The following is a 21503-nucleotide window of genomic DNA, read 5'->3' on the forward strand; positions in this document are numbered from 1 at the left end:
CAGCATCAGGCCCGAATATGCCCATCGCCGAACACCACATACTTCTGCGAGGTCAGCCCCTCAAGCCCAACCGGCCCGCGGGCATGTATTTTGTCGGTGGAGATTCCAATCTCAGCTCCCAAGCCGTACTCAAAGCCATCCGCAAAGCGGGTGGATGCGTTGACCATCACGGAGCTTGAATCCACCTCGGTGATAAAGCGCCGGGCGCGAGTGTAATTCTCTGTGATAATGCTGTCGGTATGCTGGGAGCTGTAACGGTTGATGTGCGCAATCGCGCCATCCAACCCGTCCACCACTCGAATGGCCAACACAGGTGCCAGATATTCCTCCTCCCAATCCGCCACGGTGGCGGAGTTCATCTCCGGAATAATTTCCCGGGTTTGCTCGCACCCTCTAAGTTCTACACCCTTCTCAATAAACGCAGAGCTCAGCAGCGGTAACATATCAGCGGCAATTTCCTTATCCACCAACAGAGTCTCCATTGTATTGCAGGTGCCATACCGGTGCGTTTTCGCATTAACCGCAACATTCAATGCTTTTTCAGGATCAGCATGGCTATCGATGTACACATGGCACACGCCATCCAGGTGTTTGATAACGGGCACCCGCGCGTCCCGGCTGATTCGCTCAATCAGGCCCTTACCGCCTCTGGGTACAATCACATCCACATAATCCGGCATGGTAATCAGCTCACCAACAGCCGCCCGATCCGTCGTTCTGATGACCTGCACAGCTGTTTCTGGCAAACCTGCATCGGCAAGCCCCCGGGCCAAACACAAGGCAATGGCCTGGTTGGAATGGATAGATTCGGAACCACCGCGCAAAATCGTGGCGTTGCCAGACTTCAAGCATAAGCTGGCAGCCTCAACCGTCACATTGGGCCGGGATTCGTAAATAATGCCAATAACCCCCAAGGGCACACGCATCTTGCCTACTTGAATGCCGGATGGGCGGTAGGTCATGTCGGTAATTGCACCAATAGGGTCTGGCAAGGAGGCAACCTGTCGCAGGCCTTCAATCATGGCATCTACCCGCGCAGGCGTGAGCTCAAGCCTGTCCAACATAGCAGCGTCCAGACCACTTTCTTTCCCGGCGGCAAGATCACGAGCATTTGCCTCAGCCAGCTCACTGCGCGCCGCATCCAGCGCCTCCGCCGTTGCCAGAAGCGCCCGGTTTCGCACTTCAGTGGTAGACCGGGCAACGAGTGTCGCCGCTGCCCGGGCTTGCTGCCCGACTTCGGTCATATAAGCTGCAATATCCATCCCTTTACCTTATGTATTTTTGCCAGAATTCAGTAAATAGAGGTTAACTTTACCTTTCCCGTTTCAAGTACGCACCCCAAACAGATATTATACCGTTGCGGTACAACGGGAACCCCGAAAAAGGACGAATACCATGGCCCAGACGGCCGATAAGTTTTTGCTGAACCGGTTATCACGCGCCAGCCTCGCCGTTTTTGTGGCAATTGCTGTTTTGTGCGCCTTATTGGGCGAGCCGCTTACCGCGGCAAGCGCCGCAGCTGCGGCGGGCGTTATTATCTGCGGGCGTAGCTTTCATCCCAGCCGAGGCACCACTCCATGGCCAATGGTTCAAAGGCTGTTTTTTGTAGCGCTTATCCTCCTGCTGATGAGCAGCTTCTGGACAGGCCCCTGGGCACTCAGTCACTGGCTCTACGGACTCCCGCTGGTTGTATTTGCCCTGATACCCCGCGGCATCGCAGCTCCCACAACCATTGTAATAGTAGCTCTTGCCGTGACCGCAGCCCATTGGGCAGAAGGCATAGCTGACCGACATCAGATGATCAGCGCCCTCCTGCTAACGGTACTGCTTTCTGCCGTGTTCATATTTTTGCGCGAGTATAAAACCCGCCAGCTAGCACCCCTGAGGCGCACAGATGAACTAACTCAAGCCGCCAGCCGGGAATATCTTTCTGCCGATCTGCACAAAGAAATTCAGCGCAGCGAGCGCGAGGGTACAGACATGTCGGTCATTATGATCGGCCTTGACGCCCATGCCAGCGACAACGATCCTGACGAAGACATCCGTTCAATTCTCCCAAGAATTGGCCGCTTTCTGCACTCTCAACTGCGGGATTTTGATACCTACTACCGGGCCGCAGACCTGCAGTTTCTGGTGATATTGCCGGGCATAGCCACTCAGGAGGCTACTCTCAGGGCGGAATCAATCCGCAAAGGGCTGGGAACACTGCTGGAAACCCACGGTATGAATCTGACCGTCAGTACTGGCATCGCCGGGCTGAACATTGGGGACAACGCCGACAGTCTCCAGCAGAGCGCCGCTAACGCTCTACGCAGAGCACAGCAACAAGGAGGCAACCGGACTCAGGCATATAGCACACGGTCACCGACTACACCCCCAACCCAGCCTCGTGCGGAGGGATCTGTACCATGACCGAAACCCGGCTGAGAACCTGGACTCACAGCATTGGCTATGGCATTGCCACCCTGTTTATATTCACCCTGGCTCTGCAAAATCTTCGATACGGCTTCTACGAGCTATTCTACCTTGCCGCTGGCATGGCCGCCCTGACCCTTGGCGGCATGGCCTACACACTCGTGAGTCGCCGGCGCCAACTCTCGGCACCAGGCCACCTGATTATTCTCGCAAGCCTGAACAGCGGCCTCCTGGCAGCGATGTTTACAATCGGCAGCACCAGCATTACCCACTGGGCAATGCCGTTGCTGCTGCTCAATCTGCTCATACTGCCCCTTCGCCACGCCCTGATGCTTTCTCTGCTACTGCTTATCCCAATGTCGATTCTGCTGTTTATAAAGCAGCCGGCAGCCGATGCGATTACTGCTGTCAGTGGCTTATTCATCATCCTGACGGTTGCTGCACTTTATATATGGCAGTATGACCACATGGCGCAATCTGCAGAAGATCTTGCCATTACTGACCCAGTTACCGGCGCTCACAATGCCCGTTTCCTTGACGAAACCCTGCAGAAAGAAATCAGCCGGGCCATTGCCACCGGTCACAACCTCTCAGTGATAAACCTGACCATTGATTACGCCGACGAGGCCTCTAAACTCTATGGCGAGCCAGGCATGCAAGCGCTGTTTTACAACATGACCCAACATCTTTTTGGTGTAATCCGTGCTGGCGACACTCTGTATACACTGAATGATTCCGAATTTTTCCTGATCTTGCCTTTCACGCCTGAAGAAGGTGTACGCGTCATTGCAGAACGCATCCGGCGCACAATTTCCGAAAGCGAATGGCCGGTAACGGGTACGGCTACAGTGAGTCTCGGCTGCACGACCCGTGGGAGCAGCGATACCCGCACCGACACCCTCCGAAATCGTGCCCATCAAGCCATGCTTGAAGCGCGCAAGCGCGGAGCTGATACGGCCTGGTTCAGCCCGGGAGAGACGCTCCGCACATGAGCAGCGCCTGGCTTTCAGATCTGACTGCGTGGCTTAGCGCCAACCCCGGCTGGGTATCTCTGGCTTTATTCAGCACCGCATTTATTGAATCCCTGGCGATTGCCGGCATTCTTGTGCCCGGCGTTGCCTTCCTGTTCACCCTTTCGGTTATGGCTGCTCAGATAGACATGCCCCTTATGACCGTATTGGTTTGGGCTTGGCTGGGCGCAGTCAGCGGCGACACCGTAAGTTTTGCAATTGGCAGGCTGTTTCAGGGACGTCTGGCAAGTGTATGGCCATTAAACCATTACCCGGAACACATCAGAAAAGCAGAGACTTTCTTCCTTCTACATGGCGGAAAGAGCGTTATTATCGGGCGTTTTGTAGGGCCGTTGCGCCCTATAATCCCCCTGGTTGCGGGCGCTCTGCTGATGCCTTGGCGCCGTTTTCTGGCCTTCAACATTGGCTCAGCCATTGGTTGGGCACCGGCCTATATTTTGCCGGGTTTTCTGGTGGGCGGCGCACTGGCCAGCGAACTTCAGCCACCAGCGCATGTGTATTTGGTTACCGGCATCAGCTTGGCAACACTGGCAATCATCTATCTGGTTATCTTCCGCTTTCAACTGGGCCTTGGCGATAATAGCCGCCTCTACTTGTGGCTTCAGCGAAAGATGGCACAGTATGAAACAACGCATCGTTTTTGGCGCCTCTATTCCAACGAACGCCCAGCAAAAGAGAGCGAGTTTCCCCTTGCTTCACTTATGCTTGCTTTTGGTGCTCTTGCCCTGTTCATTCTCTGGGGCCAGCTCGCAACGATGACCGACGTGATCACGCCGTTCGATCAGCTGGTGATGCACTGGTTTAGTGATTTTCGCCAACCACTGCTGGATGCGCCGGTCATTGCCGCCACACTGCTTGGTGACCCTCCTGTTCTTATCGCTGCCGCCGTCCTCGCGTGCTCTGCATTGGCGTTCAGGGGCCACTATGCAGCGTCTGTGCATGTTTTCTCAGCCGCAATTCTGACAATTTTTCTGGTATGGGGCCTTAAATACGCCATTGGCTCAGTGCGTCCGGACCAGGTTGTAAATCCGCCATCATCAGGCTCTTTTCCCAGCGGCCACACGACAGGCATCACAGTGCTTTTCACTATGTTAGCCAGCTTCATAGCGGCAGAAACGCACACCCGGAAGCGCTGGCAAACCTACATACTGTTTTCACTACCGTTGATCCCTGTCGCCATCAGCCGGCTTTACTTGGGCGTACACTGGTTCAGCGATATTGTAGGGGGACTGTTACTCGGGTTGGCGATCACTGGCGCAACAAGGGCCAGCTTCAGCCGGTTTGACCGGGTGCCTATTTCTCTGGATGTATTAAGCGTAGGGGCAGCACTAGCCTGGCTGTTGTTTTGCGGGGGCTACATATGGTTCATGTGGTCTGGAGCCATACAGCATTACGCGCCGGCCCTTTGACGCTTTCAGCCCTCGTCAAGAGCATCCAGTAACTCCTGCAGTCGAGCAAGGCGCGCCAATGGATCCTGCATTTCCAAAAGCTGCTGCTTATCCTGTTTGTCCAAAGGCAGCAGCTCCGTCAATCGCCAGCTGACATCGCGGGCATCCTCATAATCAACACTCATGCCGAGCTCATCGATCACGGGGTGTCGAAACAGGGCGCGCAGCACGGATGGCAACTCATGAAATGCAGTGGGAATGCCCGTACCGGGTTCAGCCGGCAAAAACTCCACCTCACCCAGATTCAGCCCATCATCCTGTTGCCGGGAATCCGTGATGGTCACCTTTGAATCGCCTTCAACGGTGATTCCCAGCAACCCGTTGTCTAACTTTTTGAAATCGACAATGCGCACATAGGTGCCTGTTTCATAGAAGGATGCCGTGCGGCCGGCTTCATTGCCGTTGCGCAGCAAACTGATAACAAACCCTTGATCCTCTTTCATGCAACGGCTCAGCATATCGATGTAGCGCGGCTCGAACAGCTGCAAGGGAATCCTGCCGCCAGGCAAAACAACGGAATTGAGTGGGAAGACAGGTACCTTCATCGAATCGACAGCAGCTGTTGCACTTCTTCAACTCGAGCTCGCGCTTCGGTGAGAAGCTCAAGGCTGCGGGATGCATTCAGCTCAAGGTTGCCCAACCTGCGATAGGCCGGCACGTCATCGAACGCAGGCAAACCTTCGTTCTGGCTTGATCCGATCATGGCGTGTAGCTGCGCAACAATAACCACATCAACCAGTTGCGGCTCGGCCTCACGGCTTTCGTACCCCCAGTCTTCCGCATGACGCACAGCTTCGACAAAGGCCGGCGGAAACGACCAGCTTCCCAACACTGCGGTACCCACGTCAGCCCGCAGTTCGCTGATGGCATTCTTCAGGTTGGTATCGTCAGCAAACAGGTTCACGTGATGTTCCGCCTGCACCAGAACGGGCACCACACCTATGTCGTGCAGCAAGCCCGCCAGCAGTGCCTCTTCCGGGTTCAAACGAGTTGCATGATCGGCCAACACCCAGCAAAGCGCTGCCACCTCTCGGGAATGGCGCCAGAGCTTCTCCATTTCCTTTTGCAATGATGGGTGCCGGCTTTTGAACACTTCCCGCATGGAAAACACCGTCACTAACTGCCGGGTTGTTCGCATTCCCAAACGCACCACAGTCTCGCGCACGTTGCGCACATCACTGAAGCCCCGATAAAGTGGGCTGTTACAGGCCCGCACCAGCTTGGCCGCCATGGCCGGATCGGCAGACACTGCGGTGGCCACTTCGTCGGCTGTGGAGTCATCCCGGTCTACCAGGCGCCGCACTTTCCAGGCCACATCGGGAACACTGGGCAATTTAAGCTGATTGGAGCGAAGCTCCGCGTAAAACTCCATCAATAGATGGTGTTCCTCACTTTCGCCATCCTGGCTTTCGCCCGAATCCATCTCTACCTGTGCCACTGGCGCCGAACGCAATAGCTGGTTGAGTACATCCTGTTCCACCACGAGAAACTCGCAATTTTTAACTGCCGTCACGTCGTACATTCTTGGCTGCAGTCTGGCGATGGGATTCAACGCCTGGTCGGTTTCAGCTTCAATAACCGATTTGCGCCCATCTACTGACTCCAGCTCAACTTTCCCCGTTACCAGAAAATAATCAAGGCCGTCGCGCACACCACGTTCCAACACGCGCTGGCCAGGGCCGTGAGATCTGCGCTCCGCACGACTGGCCAGCACAACCAACTGATCATCAGTTAGTCGGTTCAGTGGCTGAAACTCCTTCAGGCGGCGCAGCGGCAGGCTTTCCTGGCTAGCCATAGATAATCTCCTAAGTTGGCTCAAAGCGGGAAATAGTGCTTTATAACATCTGTTAACGATTGTAACCATGACGCCGCAAAACAGCCATGCGCCTGGGGTCTAATCTGGTATCCTTTACACCTTCATCAGCCCCCCTATTCCCACAGAGAGAGACCAGAACACCATGCCTCAGTATCGTTCGCGGACATCCACCGCAGGCCGTAACATGGCCGGCGCCCGCGCGCTCTGGCGCGCCACCGGCATGAAAGACGATGATTTCGGCAAGCCGATTATTGCCGTTGTTAACTCCTTCACACAGTTTGTGCCCGGGCACGTGCATCTCAAGGATCTGGGGCAGCTCGTATGCCGCGAAATTGAGGCTGCGGGTGGCGTTGCCAAAGAATTCAACACCATCGCGGTAGATGACGGCATCGCCATGGGCCACGACGGTATGCTTTACTCCCTGCCCTCCCGCGAAATCATTGCCGATTCGGTTGAATACATGGTGAATGCCCACTGCGCCGACGCAATGGTGTGCATCTCCAACTGCGACAAAATCACCCCGGGCATGATAATGGCAGCCATGCGTTTGAATATACCCGCCATTTTCGTATCTGGCGGCCCTATGGAAGCCGGCAAGACCAAGCTTTCTGAACACAAGCTGGACCTGGTGGATGCAATGGTGATAGCCGCCGACCCCACAGCCGACGATGAAAAGGTCGCAGAATACGAGCGCTCCGCTTGCCCAACCTGCGGCTCCTGCTCTGGCATGTTCACTGCCAACTCCATGAACTGCCTGGCAGAGGCCATTGGCCTGGCCCTACCTGGCAACGGCTCCATGCTTGCAACCCACGCCGACCGCGAGCAGCTATTCCTGAAAGCCGGTCGACAGATTGTGGAAAATACCAAACGTTATTACGAACAGGACGACGCCAGCGTTCTTCCTCGCAGTATTGCGTCCATGGCCGCATTCGAAAACGCCATGGTGATGGATATCGCCATGGGAGGATCCACTAACACGATCCTGCACTTGCTGGCAGCAGCTCAGGAAGGTGGGGTTCCGTTTACTCTGAACGAGATTGACCAGCTTTCCCGCAAGGTTCCGCAGCTGTGCAAAGTGGCACCCAACTCACCTAAATACCACATGGAAGACGTGCACCGTGCGGGTGGCATTATGGGGATTCTTGGCGAACTGGAGCGCGGCGGCCTGATCAACACCGATCTGCCAACGGTACACAGCAAAACCATGAAAGAGGCCCTCGAAACCTGGGACATCATGCGCTCCCCTCCCCCCGAAGTTGTTGAGTTCTACAAAGCAGGGCCGGCCGGAATTCCTACCCAGACCGCCTTTAGCCAAAGCACCCGCTGGCCCAGCCTGGACGGCGACCGTGAAGCCGGTTGCATCCGCTCCGTTGAACACGCCTACAGCGCCGAGGGTGGCCTGGCCGTTCTTTATGGCAACATCGCTATTGACGGTTGTGTGGTGAAAACCGCTGGCGTGGACGAGAGCATTTTTGTATTCGAAGGCAAGGCGAAAGTATTCGAAAGCCAGGACGCTGCGGTGGCGGGTATTCTGGAAGACGAGGTCAAGGCTGGCGACGTGGTCATTATCCGCTACGAAGGCCCCAAGGGCGGCCCCGGCATGCAGGAAATGCTTTACCCAACAAGCTACCTGAAGTCCAAAGGGCTCGGTAAAGACTGCGCACTGCTCACCGATGGCCGCTTCTCCGGTGGCACCTCCGGGCTTTCCATAGGACACGCCTCACCCGAAGCTGCGGCAGGTGGCGCAATAGGGCTGATCGAAGACGGCGATACCATCCTGATCGATATACCAGGACGATCCATCAATGTGCAACTGGATCAGCAGGAACTGGAGCGCCGTCGCGAAGCCCGCGACGCCAAAGGCTGGAAACCCGAACAGCCCCGCGACCGCGCTGTATCCGCAGCCCTGAAAGCATACGCACTGCTAGCAACCAGCGCTGATAAAGGCGCCGTAAGGGATCTGGAAAAGCTCGGCTGATCTGGAGCCTTACACGAAAAAGCCCGCACAGAACTTGCTATCTGCGCGGGCTTTTCGTTTTGATGTGCTTGTTGCGCCAGTCTTAAAACAGTGACCAGCCGCCATCTTCCTCTTCTTCAATAACCTCTTCTTCAACCGGCTCCGGATTGCTCGGCGCTGCTGCCTTGGCTTTCGCAGGCGCCGCTACGGTCGTATTAGCGGCAACATTAACGCTGATCATTCCCAACGCTTTTTTTGTCGCCTCATCCAGAATACCGTTCGCCTGAAGCCCATTTTCCTTCTGGAAACGAGACAGCTCAGACCGGGTGTTGTTATCTATTCCAGGGTTCACATTGGTAATATTGTACCCAGCGCCATGAAGGGCATTCTTGAGCGCAACCGTTTCATCAGCGAACGCAGCGGGCGCGAAACCCAGCACTGCGGTTGTGCCAGCTGCAACGACAAAGCGGCCTAAACGGGTAGTCGCGTATTTCATGATACTCACCTGCTTTACTCCTGATATCTCAACGATATCCGTTTCTTTCTTGTTATGTGGTGCCAATCTCCACAGGCTGAGGCGAACTGGTAAAAGCCTAACATACTTTTGTCTCATGTCGCCTTAACCGACATCGTCCCCGGTAGTTTCGACCTTTTGGGCCCCCTCGCTGAACTCACGAATAAAGATTCCCCAAAACGCCATGAATAATGCGGCAACCAAAGGCCCCATCACAAAGCCATTAATACCAAACATGGCCAAGCCACCCAGAGTGGAGAGCAGCACAATGTAATCCGGCAATTTTGTGTCCCGGCCGACCATAATCGGGCGCAAAAGATTATCCGCAAGCCCTATTACGACCACACCGAATATCGTAAGCACTACGGCGGGAACGATATCGCCTACAGCAGCGAGATAAATCGCCGCAGGCACCCATACCAAGGCTGCGCCAACTGCCGGAAGTAGTGAAAAGATGGCCATGACCACGCCCCACAACAAGGCGCCACTAATACCAAGAACCCAAAAAATAATGCCGCCCAATGCGCCCTGAATAATAGCAATCAAAAGATTGCCTTTAACGGTTGCCCGCGTTACCTCAGCAAACTTGGCAAACAGCAACCGCTCACGTTCATCACCCAGAGGAAGTGCGCGGATCATCAGCTCAATCAGCTTGCTTCCATCACGCAGCAGAAAGAACGACAAGTACATCATCAGAGCCAACCCGAGGAAAAATTGAAAGGTGTTCTGGCCAATACCCAAAGCCTGCTTGGCGAGAAACTGGCTACCACCCACGAATAAGCTAACCACGCGATCCCGGATTTCGCCGAAGTTGATATCAAACTGCGCAAGGAACGTCTGTATGCCCGGGAAAGACTTACTCACCTGATCAATATATTCGCCAGGCTTTATATTTCCGTCCTGAATTTGCTGATAGATCCCCAGCCCTTCACTCACCAGAGACGTCACCAGCAACAATACCGGTATAACCACGATCAGCATGCAAACCATTAGAGTTATCAAAGCATTTATATTTGGCCTGTCACCAAACCGGCGCACCAAAAAGATTTGAAACGGATGAAAGATCAATGCAATGGCGATCGCCCAGAATATGGGCCCGACAAAAGGCTTCATGAGCAACACGAAGGCAAGAGTTACACCGACCAGCATGGCAAGAAAAGTTCGTGTCTCAAGTTTTGCGTACATAATTCCGTTTTATCCCTCGCAGATTCAGTCGAATAATAGCCTAACACGACCGCATGGCCACTGAAGCATGCTTCAGGGTATAGTGGACTGTTGTTGATCAACTATTAAACAGGTTATGGTGTTGGATCTGGAAACCTTTACCACAGAATCGGCTCTGGACGCCGCGGCGGAACTGCGCCGAGTACTCGCTGCCAGAACCCATCGCAGAAAAGTGCTGGGCCAGGAAGTTATAGTGCCAGGACAACTGGGCGAAGCTCTGCAATTGCCGCGCATCATCAACCGGCTTCAAAGCAAACAGCAGCGGTTTCGGGACCAGGGGCTGGATGATTTCCAGGAACTCTGGCCAACACTATCAGCTTCAACCCGGGAAAAAGTGCTCGATGCAATCGGCTGGTATGACCCAAAAGACCTCAGCTGGGAAGACAAGCGCTCCAACCGCCGCCCAGCAGTGGCCCCGGACAATTCCTGATTCAAAGCCACAACGCACTGTTACGCAACTCAAACACAGCAACCTGTGAACTGATTTATCCTAGTGATTGAAGATTGTTGATCGGGCTCTGGATAAGCAAAGCCGGCAATGATCACGCAACCAATCAGTCAGGACAGTCGATGGCATGCGTATTCTGAGAACCGATGAGAGCCGTTTCGCAGGTCTTCCGGATTACCCGTTCACCCCCAACTATATGGATGTAGAGCCCGGCCTCCGCATGCACTACGTTGACGAAGGCCCAGCTGGCGCCTCGCCTGTTCTTATGCTCCATGGAGAGCCATCCTGGTCGTATCTGTACCGCCATATGATCCCTATCGTCGCGGCTGAGGGCCACCGGGTGCTGGCACCTGACCTGATAGGTTTCGGAAAGTCCGACAAACCAGCATCTGTTGACGACTATACTTACGAACGCCACCTGGCTTGGCTCACGCACTGGCTGGAAGCTATGGATCTCCAGAATATCACTCTGGTTTGCCAAAACTGGGGTTCGCTTCTGGGCCTGCGCCTTGCTGCAGCACTACCAAACCGATTCCAGCGCATTATTGTAGGTAACGGCATGCTGCCAACCGGAGAAACCCGCGCGCCGGCAGCATTCAGCGTGTGGAAAGCCTTTGCTATCCACAGCCCCTGGTTTCCCGTTGGCCGAATTGTACAACTGGGCACCGAGCGAACCCTGAACAAACACGAGTTAGCAGCCTACGAGGCCCCCTTCCCTTCAGCAGAGTACAAAGCAGGGGCGCGGGCATTTCCAAAACTGGTACCTGTATCGCCTGGCGATCCGGCAAGCAGCGCCAACAAGGCCGCATGGAAAGTTCTGGAAAAATGGCGTAAGCCTTTCATAACCTGCTTCAGCAGCGGCGACCCCATCACCCGGGGTGGGGACCGCTATATGCAACGTCGCATCCCTGGCGCATTGGGGCAACCTCACATTACACTGCGCGGAGGGCACTTTTTGCAGGAAGACTCCCCCGAAGATTTCGCGCGAATCATTATTGACGCATTAAAGGCAGAGATGGCGGCCTGAGCTGCCATCAGCCAAAAACGGCGACCGTTTGACGGCTTAGTGCCAGCAACTCGCCCCGAGGTGTCCATACCCGGGCTTCGCAATGGCAATAGCCGTCTCCTGACTGATCAATCGTCGCCTTGTACAAAAGCCAGTCGTCCGCTTTCAGCGCCGGCCTGGGATGAATAATATCCAGCGCCCAGGTTAGCGAACTGGCTGGTACGGCCGATTTAAAATGTTGGAGAATCGCTGGAGGCCAGGCATCAACCAGCGCCACTATATGAGCATCTGTAAGCTCTTCAGGCTCTTTCCGGAAGCGCATCCACCCTCCCATTTCACGCCCACCCACACCGCTGAACGGCATGCCCCCATATGCCCAACGCATCTCTATGTGTCTAATAAACCCGGGGGTCACACCTTCAATGAAAGGCAGTTCCTGGCATTTATCTACCGGATTCGCGTCCGGAGCCGATTCACCCTCCAGCCGCACAATCGATTCCCGGTGGCCGGCAAATGCACCAATACACACCACCCGAGGCTCTCCGTTCTGAACAATTCTCCCCTCGACCTGGGTAACAGCTCTCCCCTCACGTAAAATTTGAACATCGAAAACGGCTGGCACTTCTGCCTCTACCGGCCCGACAAATGATACGCTCATGGACCTCATTGGCCTGCCATCTACCACCGCATGGTCCATGCGATCAAAAACCAGGGCAGCCACCAAGCCACCAAAGGTTGCACGCCCCTGGGCCCAGGTTGCAGGCATCTCCAGCTCTTTGCCGGCACGGCCAGCAGCAATCAGTTCATCAAAGGTCATAGCGCTTCCCTGTTAGCAACCTACCAGTCAAAATGAAAGCCTGCACAAAACACGAAAACAATGCAATGGCAGTGCCCCGGCAACTACCTACACAGCATGAAAGATTTCACGTATTAAATTAGACCAAAAGCGGTTATAATATCGCCACATATGCATTGCCCGGCAATGCTTTACCTCCCGAATACCGAGTAAATCAATGTCTGAATTGTCCTTTGCCGAACTGGGGCTTGATCCAGCCGTACTTGAAGCTGTATCTGCTATTGGCTACGAAACCCCAACGCCCATCCAGGCCCAGTGCATTCCTGCACTGCTCGCTGGCAAACATCTACTGGGCGTTGCCCAGACCGGCACGGGTAAAACCGCCGCCTTCGCATTACCGCTGCTAAGCAGAGTTGATGCATCTATAACTGAACCTCAAATTCTGGTTCTGGCCCCAACCCGGGAGCTGGCCATCCAGGTGGCGGAGGCTTTTACCTCCTACGCTACAAAATTTCGCAATTTCCACGTACTGCCAATTTACGGCGGTCAGGACTTTTATCCCCAGATCAAAGGCCTCAAGCGTGGTGCGCAGGTTATTGTCGGCACACCGGGTCGTATGCTCGACCACCTGCGCAAAGGCACCTTGCGCCTGGGCAACCTGAAGGCACTTGTGCTGGACGAAGCCGACGAAATGCTGCGCATGGGTTTCATTGATGACGTAGAAGCCATTCTGGCCAAAACGCCAGCTGACTGTCAGCGTGCATTGTTCTCTGCCACCATGCCACCGCAGATCAAGAAGGTTGCCCAAACCTACCTGCGCGACGCAGTAGAAGTGAAAATCGAGAGCGAAACCCGCACCGTTGAGCGTATTTCCCAGTACTTTCTGCCGGTTTATGCAGAACGTAAGCTCGACGCTCTGACCCGCATTCTGGAAGTGGAGCCAACCGAAGGTGCAATTATTTTTGTACGCACCAAGGCTGAAACCACTCTTCTGGCCGAGAAGCTCAGTGCCCGTGGGCACGCAGTAGCACCTCTGAACGGTGATCTGAACCAGCGTCAGCGCGAGCAGACTGTTGAAGATCTGAAGCGCGGCAAGAAAGATATTATCGTTGCAACGGACGTTGCCGCTCGTGGTCTGGACGTACCCAGAATCACTCACGTTATCAATTACGATGTGCCCTACGACAGCGAAGCCTACATTCACCGAGTGGGCCGTACCGGCCGCGCCGGGCGCGAAGGCAAAGCGATTCTTCTGGTCACTCCCCGTGAGCGGAGCTGGCTGCGCACTCTTGAGCGCGCGACCAACTCCCCTATGATGGCTTATGAGCTGCCTTCGCCGGTTGAACTGAAAAAAATGCGCGAAGAGCAATTCGAAACCCAGCTGTTGGGCTTTGCTGAGGACAAGAAACTCGCCAAGTCTATGGCATTGCTGGATGAGATCGCTGAGCGCAACGAGATGGACATTGCCATGGTTGCGGGCGCTTTGGCGTGCTGGATGGAGGCAATGCAGCCTGGCTTGCTACCTCTGGAACAGCCAGAAGCCCTGCCAGTAGTGTCTGCTTCTGCACCTGCTCGCCGTGATCGCAAAGGTGGTGGCGGCCGCCCGGGTGAATTCCGTAAAGGACCACCCAAAGGTGGCTACAAAGGACGCGGCGGCCCTGGCGGCGCGGGTGCCCGTGGCAAGCCACCCGGCAAAGGCGGCAAGCCGGCAGGTAAGCGGCCTCCTCGTCAATCTGACGCCAAGCGCTGATAGACAACGAAGCTGTAGTCGTAAGGATTGTTATCGGACGCGGAGAAATCCTCCCGTCCGATTTCCTCCCACTCATCCCAGTTCACTTCCGGGAAGTACGCATCGCCATCCACTTCGGCGTGCACCTGAGTGATATAGATGCGGTCTACCATGGGTAGCGCTTCCGCATAGATTTGCCCTCCCCCGATAATCATTACCTCATCGACGCCGTCCAGCTCTGCCTGTGCTTCGGCTTTAATTAGTGCTTCATTCAGTGATTTCGAGCTTGCCGTTCCTGCGGGTGCTTCCCAATCTGGATTGCGGGAGATGACGACGTTCATCCGGCCCGGCAGGGGTCTGCCAATGGAGTCCCAGGTTTTGCGCCCCATAATGATGGGTTTGCCCATGGTGGCTTGCTTGAAGTATTTCAGGTCGCCCGGTAGGTACCATGGCAGATTGTTGTTTCGGCCTATAACGCGGTTTCGGGACATGGCGACGATTAGTGCTTTTCGCATTTCTTTTCCTCTCGAATTCGTACACCTACATTTGGACCGGGCGAGCTTAAATAGCTATAGGCGCTTTGATGCCAGGGTAAGGGTCGTAGCCTTCGAACTCGAAGTCTTCCAGTTCGTAGTCAAAAATTGAATCTGGCTTACGCTTGATAACCAACTTCGGCAGGGCTTTGGGCTCGCGCTTTAGCTGCTCGAAAACGATGTCATCGGTGAGATGATTTTGATACAGGTGGCAATCGCCAAAGGTATGCACAAACTCGCCAACTTCCAGATCACACTGCTGCGCAATCATATGCGTTAACAAGGCGTATGACGCAATGTTGAAGGGTACGCCCAAAAAAAGATCTGCACTACGCTGATAAAGCTGGCAAGAGAGCTTGCCGTCGAGCACGTAGAACTGGAACAGGCAGTGGCAGGGTGCCAGTGCCATCAGGCCTTTCTCGGCGTTTTCCTGAGGGCCAATCGATTCATCCGGAAGCTCGGCCGGATTCCAGGCGGATACGATCAGGCGGCGGGAGTTTGGCTTTTTGCGGATCTGGTCGATCACTTCGCTGATCTGGTCTACCACGCGGCCGTCCGGGCACTCCCAGCTTCGCCATTGCTTGCCGTAAATCGGCCCGAGGTCGCCGCTTTCCAGTGCCCACTCGTTCCAGATGGAGACTTTGCGCTCTTTCAGCCAATTGTTGTCTGTGGAGCCTTTCAGGAACCAGAGTAGCTCATAGATGATGCTGCGCAGGTGGACTTTTTTGGTGGTGACCAAGGGAAAGCCGTCTTGGAGATTAAAGCGGATCTGGCGTCCGAAAACCGAGCGGGTGCCAACGCCGGTGCGGTCGCCTTTGTCGAATCCGTTGTCCACTACGTCGCGCATCAGGTCGAGATAGGCTTTCATTCCGCGTTTCTCCGGTAAGCAATGAACATCAAGGCCAGGCCGGCCAGAAGCATGGGTAAGGACAGCACCTGCCCCATGGTGACCCAGTCAAATGCCAGGTACCCCAACTGCGCATCTGGCTGACGTACAAACTCAACCAGGAAGCGGAAAATACCGTAGCAAACCAGGAACAGGCCTGACACCGCCATTCTTGGGCGTGGCTTGGATGAGAACCACCAAAGAATGATAAAAAACAGCACGCCTTCCAGGGCGAACTGGTAAAGCTGGGAGGGGTGTCGTGCGAGCGCATCCGGAGCCTGACGGAAGACCATGCCCCAGGGCACATCCGTTGGTTTGCCCCAGAGTTCACCGTTGATGAAGTTGCCAATTCGCCCTGCCCCCAGGCCCACAGGCACCAGAGGTGCAACGAAGTCGGCAAGGTGCCAGAAGCCGGTACCGATTTTTCGACCGTACCACCACATGGCAAACATAACGCCCAACAGTCCGCCGTGGAAGGACATGCCCCCTTCCCATACTCGCAAAAGCCATAGAGGGTCTGCCAGGAAGGCGTCAAAATTGTAGAAAATTACGTAGCCAAAGCGCCCGCCCAGGATAACCCCGAGCGCCAGATAGAACAGCAGGTCGCCCATCTGCTCCTCGGTAATCGGAGAGCCGGGTTTGCGGGCGCGTAGACGGCCCAACCACCAGCCTGCAACAAAGCCGACGAGATAGGTCAATCCGTACCAGTGTATCTTGAGCGGCCCAAGGGAAATGGCCACCGGGTCTATCTGTGGATGCTGGAGCATCAATAACCTCTCAACTTAAAAGAAAACGTAGGCCAACCAGTAGCAGCAGGATGGCGAACACGCGTTTCAGGGCTTTGGCGTTAAGCCGGTGTGCCAGGTTCGCTCCCACGCGAGCAAACAGCACACTGGTAAGAATAATCCCGATCAAAGCCGGCAAATAAATATAACCAAGGCTGTATTCCGGCAGGGCCGGCTCGCCCCACCCTGTCCAGGCATTGCCCACAGCACCGGCAACCGCAATTGGCAATCCGCAGGCGGCGGAGGTGCCTACCGCCTGCTGCATACGAACATTGCTCCAGCTCAGGTAGGGCACAGTAAGCGTTCCGCCGCCTATCCCGAAAATCGCTGAGGCCCAGCCAATACCTGCACCCGCACTTGCAAGGCCGGCTTTGCCTGAAACATTTCGGCCTGGCGAGGGGTTTACCTCGAACAGCATTTTCAGCCCGACCAGAATGACAAACACACCGATAATAAGTTCCAGCATAGCTCCGCTTAACAGGGCCGCTGTCCAGGCGCCTATAAGCGCGCCAGCAACGATACCGCAGGCCATCGGCCGGAATACATCCCAGCGGATAGCCCCATGACCGTGATGCGAACGAATGGAGCTGAGGGATGTAAACACGATGGTCGCAAGTGAGGTGCCAACGGCCATATGTGCCGCAATTTCCAGACTAAAACCCTGAGCCCCGAAACTGAAAATCAGTACCGGCACGATAATAAGGCCGCCACCAATCCCGAAGAGGCCTGCAAGAGTGCCAGCAAACGCGCCAAGCACCATATAGATGGCAAATACGGATAACAGGGACATACACTCTCACACATCCGGTAAAACAAGGCTGGTATGATACACACCGGCCGTGGCAACTTCACCACAAGCAGCACCCCCATCACCCACTGGAGAGCAACGTCGCATGTGCCTGATCGCATTTTCCCTTGGCCAGAGCGCCCGATATCCTCTGGTGGTAGCCGCTAACCGGGATGAGTTTTTCCGAAGGCCCACCGCACCTCTGGACTGGTGGACTACTGAAAACGGCAACCGAGTGCTCTCCGGCAAGGACTTACAATCCGGCGGCACCTGGCTGGCCGTTTCCCCTGAAGGGCTTGTCACTGCGGTAACCAATGTTCGCGAGGGGTCGCCGGAAGCCGGGCAAATCAGTCGCGGTGAGTTACCGTTGCGAGCACTTGAGGAATCGGAATTGCAAATGCAAAGGAGCCTTGAAGGCACATCTTCCCGCTACGCAGGGTTCAATCTGGTTCGTATCGGTGACACGTCTGGTTGGTACTACAGCAACAGAGATGCTCACCCGGGCCGCAGAATTTTTCGTGGCACCTATGGCCTGAGCAATCACCTGCTCCAAACGCCCTGGCCCAAGCTTTTGCGCCTCAGGGAAGTGGTTGGCCACACAGTTAAATCTGCAGGGAAGAATACAGACACTCTGCACAAAGATCTTACCAGCCTGCTGCAAGACACCACACCCGCACCAGACCACCTGCTCCCGAACTCCGGCGTGCACCGTGATACCGAACGTTTTCTTTCATCTCCATTTATAACAGGAACAGAATACGGCACCCGCGCAACCACCGTAATCAGCGTCTCGATCACCGGCGACATCCACGTTAGTGAACAGAGTTGGGTACCCGACGGACGCCCTGCAGAATACCGGCAATTCCACTGGCAGCGATAGCGCTCAGCCTCTGATATAATCGGCGAAATTCGTCCACCCGATCGGAGGGCCGCCAATGGCCGGTCAACAAGGCGCAACATCCATTGCCGACTTTGAAAAGTCTCTTGATGAGCTGGAAACACTTGTTCGCAACCTCGAACAAGGGGAATTGTCTCTCGAACAATCCCTGACAGCCTTCGAGCGCGGTGTAAAACTTACCCGCGCATGCCAACAGGCTCTTAAAGGCGCCGAGCAGCGGGTTGAACAGCTGGTGCAAAATGACGACGGAACCCTGGAAACCCGCCCATTTACTCCGGACGACGCCGACTGATGCCTAACCGGACTCTGCCCACCATGGATTATCTTGAAACCTGCCGCAGCCGCGTGGATGCAGAGCTGGATCGCCTCATTGCGTCCGGGTCGACCTCTGAGCGGCTTCAGGAGGCCATGCGCTACAGTGTTCTGGGCGGTGGCAAACGTATCCGGCCGGCATTAAGTCTGGCCGCTGCAAGTGCTCTGGGGCAGAACATGGAGATCGCGCTGGTACCTGCCTGTGCGATCGAGCTGATCCACGCTTATTCCCTTGTTCATGACGACCTGCCAGCCATGGACAACGACGAACTGCGTCGGGGCCGGCCAACCGCCCATATTGCCTTTGATGAGGCTACAGCCATTCTTGCCGGCGATGCCCTGCAGGCATTGGCATTTGAATGGCTGGCGGAGGCTCCCGGCATAGAAGCGCCAGCACGGCTTGCCATGATTCAGGAACTGGCCCACGCAAGTGGTCATAGCGGCATGGTAGGTGGTCAGGCTATTGATCTTGAATCTGTAGGCAAGAGCCTGACTCTGGCACAGCTCGAAAACATGCACCGACATAAAACCGGAGCATTAATTGAAGCCAGCGTTCGTATTGGTGCACTGACCGCGCCCGGAGTATGTGATCGCTCACTGGAAGCGTTGACAGCCTACGCGAAAGCCCTCGGGCTCGCCTTTCAGGTTCAGGATGACCTCTTGGACATTGAAGGCGACACCGAAACTATCGGGAAGCCTCAAGGCTCGGATATCGCCCGTGCCAAGCCGACCTATCCGGCTCTGTTGGGGCTAACCGGAGCACGTGAGCACCTCTCCTCTTTGCTGGACAGCGCACTTGAGAGCCTGAAAGGCTTCGGGCCGGAAGCCGATCCTCTTCGAGCCATGGCGGATTACGTGGTGGCAAGAACTTACTGAACTTGCTGACATGTGTGAAACAGGCCCCCCTGTTCCATTATAATGGCAGCCAGTTATCGAACATCCCGGAAAAGACCCGTATAGATGCAGGACACTTATATTTTCAAGGAAATCCCCTCACAGCGGCCCAACACGCCGTTGCTGGACCGGGTTGACGTACCCGCCCAACTGCGTGAGCTAGCCTCTGATCAGCTTACTCAGTTTGCGAGAGAGCTAAGGGCATTTCTGCTGTGGTCGGTTGGGCAGACCGGGGGCCATTTTGGCGCCGGGCTTGGCGTGCTCGAACTCACCGTAGCATTGCACTATGTTTTCAACACGCCGGAAGACCGACTGGTATGGGATGTTGGCCACCAGGCCTACCCACATAAGATTCTCACCGGCCGACGCGAACAGATGGGCAGCATTCGGCGCAAAGATGGCCTGGCCGGTTTCCCCAAACGCTCGGAAAGCGACTACGACACCTTTGGCGTAGGCCATTCCAGCACGTCCATCAGTGCCGCCCTAGGCATGGCGATCGCCGCCCGACAGCAGGGTACTGGTCGCAAGAGCATTGCCGTTATTGGTGATGGCGCCATGACCGCAGGCATGGCCTTCGAGGCACTGAATCACGCCGGGCATCTGCGCGCTGATATGCTGGTAATTCTGAACGACAACGACATGTCGATTTCGCGCAATGTTGGTGGTCTGTCCAACTATTTTGCCAAGCTGCTATCGAGCCGCACCTATAATCAGGTTCGCGATAGCAGCAAGAAGGTTCTCCAAGGTGCGCCACAGCTGATGGCGCTAGCCAAGAAAACCGAAGAGCACTTCAAGGGCATGATCGTGCCGGGCACCCTGTTTGAAGAGCTGGGCTTCAATTACATCGGGCCCATCGACGGCCATGACCTACCCTTGCTGGTCGAGACTCTGGAGAATATCCGCGAGCTTGAGGGGCCTCAATTTCTCCACGTGGTAACGACCAAGGGTAAGGGCTTTGCCCCTGCGGAAGCCGACCCCATTGGCTACCACGCAATCAACAAGATTGAACCTGTGCCCACCAGCAAGCCGGAGCCGGTTAAACCTGTCGCCACTAAGCAGAAGTACGCGAACGTATTCGGCCAATGGCTGTGTGATGCAGCTGAGCTGGATGAGCGCGTGAGCGGCATTACCCCCGCTATGTGCGAAGGCTCGGATTTGCTGGCATTCTCTGAACGCTTCCCGGATCGATATTTTGATGTGGCCATTGCGGAACAGCATGCTGTAACGCTTGCAGCGGGCATGGCCTGCGATGGTGCTAAACCAGTGGTTGCAATCTACTCGACTTTTTTACAGCGCGGGTACGATCAGCTGATTCACGATGTGGCCATCCAGAATCTGGATGTGTTGTTCGCGATCGACCGTGCGGGACTGGTTGGTGAGGACGGCCCTACCCACGCCGGTGCTTTCGATATCAGCTATCTGCGCTGCATACCGAATATGGTACTGATGACGCCTTCGGACGAGAACGAAACCCGTCAACTGCTTCATACTGGTCTGATGTTCGATGGCCCAGCAGCTGTGCGGTATCCACGTGGAACCGGGCCAGGTGCAGATATCCAAAAAGAACTTACCCCTCTGACAATTGGCAAGGGACGCAAGGTTCGCGAAGGCAGCGGCATTGCTATTCTTAATTTTGGCACGCTGCTCACACCAGCTCTGGAAGCTGCAGAGCAGCTTGGGGCTACCGTAGCTGACATGCGCTTCGTCAAGCCTTTGGACGAGGCGCTGGTTCTGGAGCTCGCGGAGCAGCACCACCTGCTGGTCACCCTGGAAGAGAATGCCATTGCGGGTGGCGCAGGAAGCGCTGTTACGGAATTCCTGAACAGCCAAGAAGTTTTGATGCCCGTGCTTCAACTCGGATTACCGGATACTTTCATTGATCACGGTAAGCACGACGAGCTTCTGAAGGATTGTGGACTGGACGCCAATGGCCTATTCGCTGCCATAAGCACTCGCATGGAGCGTCTTCAGCACCAAAGGCTCAAAGCGGTCAAATAACACTGCCAGGCCAATACGAAAAAAGC

Annotated in this window: 21 protein-coding genes; 11 read left to right on the forward strand and 10 right to left on the reverse strand. The window is 55.4% G+C overall.

The features are described 5' to 3' along the window. Positions 1 to 5: 5 nt before the first annotated feature. Positions 6 to 1262 carry a glutamate-5-semialdehyde dehydrogenase gene (locus RG807_RS10610; protein ID WP_309044889.1) on the reverse strand — a complete coding sequence of 419 codons (1257 nt, stop codon included), beginning with the start codon at positions 1260 to 1262 and terminating at the stop codon, positions 6 to 8. A gap of 133 nt (positions 1263 to 1395) precedes the next feature. Here RG807_RS10610 and RG807_RS10615 point away from each other — a divergent pair, with 133 nt between their 5' ends. The 3 genes from RG807_RS10615 to RG807_RS10625 are packed head-to-tail and all read left to right on the forward strand — an operon-like array spanning position 1396 to position 4855. After that, the gene (locus tag RG807_RS10615) at positions 1396 to 2412 is read left to right on the forward strand and encodes a GGDEF domain-containing protein (RefSeq protein ID WP_309044890.1); all 1017 of its coding nucleotides are present in this window, start codon (positions 1396 to 1398) and stop codon (positions 2410 to 2412) included. Then, on the forward strand, positions 2409 to 3407 hold the full coding sequence (locus RG807_RS10620) for a GGDEF domain-containing protein (RefSeq protein WP_309044891.1): 999 nt from the start codon (positions 2409 to 2411) through the stop codon (positions 3405 to 3407). The genes RG807_RS10615 and RG807_RS10620 overlap by 4 nt, the downstream gene beginning before the upstream one ends. Further along, the gene (locus tag RG807_RS10625) at positions 3404 to 4855 is read left to right on the forward strand and encodes a bifunctional DedA family/phosphatase PAP2 family protein (protein ID WP_309044892.1); all 1452 of its coding nucleotides are present in this window, start codon (positions 3404 to 3406) and stop codon (positions 4853 to 4855) included. Before RG807_RS10620 ends, RG807_RS10625 begins: the two co-directional genes overlap by 4 nt. A 5-nt stretch (positions 4856 to 4860) precedes the next feature. Here RG807_RS10625 and RG807_RS10630 read toward each other — a convergent pair whose 3' ends face one another. Next, positions 4861 to 5439, reverse strand: coding sequence for an LON peptidase substrate-binding domain-containing protein (locus tag RG807_RS10630; RefSeq protein WP_309044893.1), 579 nt, complete (start codon positions 5437 to 5439; stop codon positions 4861 to 4863). Then, positions 5436 to 6689 carry an HDOD domain-containing protein gene (locus tag RG807_RS10635; protein ID WP_309044894.1) on the reverse strand — a complete coding sequence of 418 codons (1254 nt, stop codon included), beginning with the start codon at positions 6687 to 6689 and terminating at the stop codon, positions 5436 to 5438. Before RG807_RS10635 ends, RG807_RS10630 begins: the two co-directional genes overlap by 4 nt. A gap of 163 nt (positions 6690 to 6852) precedes the next feature. Here RG807_RS10635 and ilvD point away from each other — a divergent pair, with 163 nt between their 5' ends. Further along, a complete protein-coding gene (ilvD, locus tag RG807_RS10640; protein ID WP_309044895.1) occupies positions 6853 to 8688 on the forward strand; it encodes a dihydroxy-acid dehydratase in 1836 nt (611 codons plus the stop codon). Positions 8689 to 8770: 82 nt separating this feature from the next. Here the strand turns inward: ilvD and RG807_RS10645 are convergent, their stop codons facing one another. Further along, entirely contained in the window at positions 8771 to 9163 is a 393-nt protein-coding gene (locus RG807_RS10645; protein ID WP_309044945.1) for a peptidoglycan-binding domain-containing protein, read from the reverse strand. A 123-nt stretch (positions 9164 to 9286) separates the two neighbouring features. Continuing rightward, positions 9287 to 10366 (reverse strand): AI-2E family transporter, encoded by a 1080-nt coding sequence (locus tag RG807_RS10650; protein ID WP_309044896.1) that lies wholly within the window; start codon positions 10364 to 10366, stop codon positions 9287 to 9289. A gap of 115 nt (positions 10367 to 10481) precedes the next feature. Here RG807_RS10650 and RG807_RS10655 point away from each other — a divergent pair, with 115 nt between their 5' ends. Together RG807_RS10655 and RG807_RS10660 are read left to right on the forward strand one after the other, a co-directional pair. Continuing rightward, entirely contained in the window at positions 10482 to 10835 is a 354-nt protein-coding gene (locus tag RG807_RS10655; protein WP_309044897.1) for a hypothetical protein, read from the forward strand. A 145-nt stretch (positions 10836 to 10980) separates the two neighbouring features. Then, the gene (locus RG807_RS10660; RefSeq protein ID WP_309044898.1) at positions 10981 to 11880 is read left to right on the forward strand and encodes a haloalkane dehalogenase; all 900 of its coding nucleotides are present in this window, start codon (positions 10981 to 10983) and stop codon (positions 11878 to 11880) included. Positions 11881 to 11887: 7 nt separating this feature from the next. On the opposite strand, the gene RG807_RS10665 is transcribed toward RG807_RS10660, so the two are convergent. After that, a complete protein-coding gene (locus RG807_RS10665) occupies positions 11888 to 12676 on the reverse strand; it encodes an acyl-CoA thioesterase (RefSeq protein ID WP_309044899.1) in 789 nt (262 codons plus the stop codon). A 196-nt stretch (positions 12677 to 12872) separates the two neighbouring features. Here RG807_RS10665 and RG807_RS10670 point away from each other — a divergent pair, with 196 nt between their 5' ends. Further along, complete coding sequence (locus RG807_RS10670; protein WP_309044900.1) at positions 12873 to 14405, forward strand: DEAD/DEAH box helicase; 1533 nt, start codon at positions 12873 to 12875, stop codon at positions 14403 to 14405. Here RG807_RS10670 and RG807_RS10675 read toward each other — a convergent pair. From RG807_RS10675 to RG807_RS10690, 4 genes are read right to left on the reverse strand one after another with little or no spacing between them, the layout of a single operon-like run. Next, positions 14384 to 14899, reverse strand: a complete 516-nt coding sequence (locus RG807_RS10675) for a dihydrofolate reductase (RefSeq protein WP_309044901.1) — start codon at positions 14897 to 14899, stop codon at positions 14384 to 14386. The two genes, RG807_RS10670 and RG807_RS10675, sit on opposite strands and share 22 nt — an antisense overlap. A gap of 46 nt (positions 14900 to 14945) precedes the next feature. Continuing rightward, positions 14946 to 15785 (reverse strand): thymidylate synthase, encoded by an 840-nt coding sequence (locus RG807_RS10680; protein ID WP_309044902.1) that lies wholly within the window; start codon positions 15783 to 15785, stop codon positions 14946 to 14948. Further along, on the reverse strand, positions 15782 to 16570 hold the full coding sequence (lgt, locus tag RG807_RS10685; RefSeq protein ID WP_309044903.1) for a prolipoprotein diacylglyceryl transferase: 789 nt from the start codon (positions 16568 to 16570) through the stop codon (positions 15782 to 15784). The genes RG807_RS10680 and lgt overlap by 4 nt, the downstream gene beginning before the upstream one ends. 10 nt (positions 16571 to 16580) lie before the next feature. Further along, positions 16581 to 17378, reverse strand: coding sequence for a sulfite exporter TauE/SafE family protein (locus tag RG807_RS10690; RefSeq protein WP_309044904.1), 798 nt, complete (start codon positions 17376 to 17378; stop codon positions 16581 to 16583). Positions 17379 to 17481: 103 nt separating this feature from the next. On the opposite strand from RG807_RS10690, the gene RG807_RS10695 reads away from it, so the two are divergent. From RG807_RS10695 to dxs, 4 genes are all read left to right on the forward strand, one after another. After that, entirely contained in the window at positions 17482 to 18255 is a 774-nt protein-coding gene (locus RG807_RS10695; protein WP_309044905.1) for an NRDE family protein, read from the forward strand. A gap of 55 nt (positions 18256 to 18310) precedes the next feature. Continuing rightward, on the forward strand, positions 18311 to 18565 hold the full coding sequence (locus tag RG807_RS10700; protein ID WP_309044906.1) for an exodeoxyribonuclease VII small subunit: 255 nt from the start codon (positions 18311 to 18313) through the stop codon (positions 18563 to 18565). After that, positions 18565 to 19461: a (2E,6E)-farnesyl diphosphate synthase gene (gene ispA, locus RG807_RS10705; RefSeq protein ID WP_309044907.1), complete on the forward strand. Its 897-nt coding sequence runs from the start codon at positions 18565 to 18567 to the stop codon at positions 19459 to 19461. Before RG807_RS10700 ends, ispA begins: the two co-directional genes overlap by 1 nt. 84 nt (positions 19462 to 19545) lie before the next feature. Further along, positions 19546 to 21477 carry a 1-deoxy-D-xylulose-5-phosphate synthase gene (dxs, locus tag RG807_RS10710; protein ID WP_309044908.1) on the forward strand — a complete coding sequence of 644 codons (1932 nt, stop codon included), beginning with the start codon at positions 19546 to 19548 and terminating at the stop codon, positions 21475 to 21477. The last annotated feature ends 26 nt before the right edge of the window (positions 21478 to 21503 follow it).

The sequence above is a fragment of the Marinobacter sediminicola genome (assembly GCF_031157525.1).
Classification (GTDB): domain Bacteria; phylum Pseudomonadota; class Gammaproteobacteria; order Pseudomonadales; family Oleiphilaceae; genus Marinobacter; species Marinobacter sediminicola.

Excerpts from the sequence above, each read along its gene's own strand:
- RG807_RS10610 (WP_309044889.1), bottom strand. The coding sequence starts at position 1,262 with ATGGATATTGCAGCTTATATGACCGAAGTCGGGCAGCAAGCCCGGGCA.
- RG807_RS10615 (WP_309044890.1), top strand. The coding sequence starts at position 1,396 with ATGGCCCAGACGGCCGATAAGTTTTTGCTGAACCGGTTATCACGCGCC.
- RG807_RS10620 (WP_309044891.1), top strand. The coding sequence starts at position 2,409 with ATGACCGAAACCCGGCTGAGAACCTGGACTCACAGCATTGGCTATGGC.
- RG807_RS10625 (WP_309044892.1), top strand. The coding sequence starts at position 3,404 with ATGAGCAGCGCCTGGCTTTCAGATCTGACTGCGTGGCTTAGCGCCAAC.
- RG807_RS10630 (WP_309044893.1), bottom strand. The coding sequence starts at position 5,439 with ATGAAGGTACCTGTCTTCCCACTCAATTCCGTTGTTTTGCCTGGCGGC.
- RG807_RS10635 (WP_309044894.1), bottom strand. The coding sequence starts at position 6,689 with ATGGCTAGCCAGGAAAGCCTGCCGCTGCGCCGCCTGAAGGAGTTTCAG.
- ilvD (WP_309044895.1), top strand. The coding sequence starts at position 6,853 with ATGCCTCAGTATCGTTCGCGGACATCCACCGCAGGCCGTAACATGGCC.
- RG807_RS10645 (WP_309044945.1), bottom strand. The coding sequence starts at position 9,163 with ATGAAATACGCGACTACCCGTTTAGGCCGCTTTGTCGTTGCAGCTGGC.
- RG807_RS10650 (WP_309044896.1), bottom strand. The coding sequence starts at position 10,366 with ATGTACGCAAAACTTGAGACACGAACTTTTCTTGCCATGCTGGTCGGT.
- RG807_RS10655 (WP_309044897.1), top strand. The coding sequence starts at position 10,482 with ATGGTGTTGGATCTGGAAACCTTTACCACAGAATCGGCTCTGGACGCC.
- RG807_RS10660 (WP_309044898.1), top strand. The coding sequence starts at position 10,981 with ATGCGTATTCTGAGAACCGATGAGAGCCGTTTCGCAGGTCTTCCGGAT.
- RG807_RS10665 (WP_309044899.1), bottom strand. The coding sequence starts at position 12,676 with ATGACCTTTGATGAACTGATTGCTGCTGGCCGTGCCGGCAAAGAGCTG.
- RG807_RS10670 (WP_309044900.1), top strand. The coding sequence starts at position 12,873 with ATGTCTGAATTGTCCTTTGCCGAACTGGGGCTTGATCCAGCCGTACTT.
- RG807_RS10675 (WP_309044901.1), bottom strand. The coding sequence starts at position 14,899 with ATGCGAAAAGCACTAATCGTCGCCATGTCCCGAAACCGCGTTATAGGC.
- RG807_RS10680 (WP_309044902.1), bottom strand. The coding sequence starts at position 15,785 with ATGAAAGCCTATCTCGACCTGATGCGCGACGTAGTGGACAACGGATTC.
- lgt (WP_309044903.1), bottom strand. The coding sequence starts at position 16,570 with ATGCTCCAGCATCCACAGATAGACCCGGTGGCCATTTCCCTTGGGCCG.
- RG807_RS10690 (WP_309044904.1), bottom strand. The coding sequence starts at position 17,378 with ATGTCCCTGTTATCCGTATTTGCCATCTATATGGTGCTTGGCGCGTTT.
- RG807_RS10695 (WP_309044905.1), top strand. The coding sequence starts at position 17,482 with ATGTGCCTGATCGCATTTTCCCTTGGCCAGAGCGCCCGATATCCTCTG.
- RG807_RS10700 (WP_309044906.1), top strand. The coding sequence starts at position 18,311 with ATGGCCGGTCAACAAGGCGCAACATCCATTGCCGACTTTGAAAAGTCT.
- ispA (WP_309044907.1), top strand. The coding sequence starts at position 18,565 with ATGCCTAACCGGACTCTGCCCACCATGGATTATCTTGAAACCTGCCGC.
- dxs (WP_309044908.1), top strand. The coding sequence starts at position 19,546 with ATGCAGGACACTTATATTTTCAAGGAAATCCCCTCACAGCGGCCCAAC.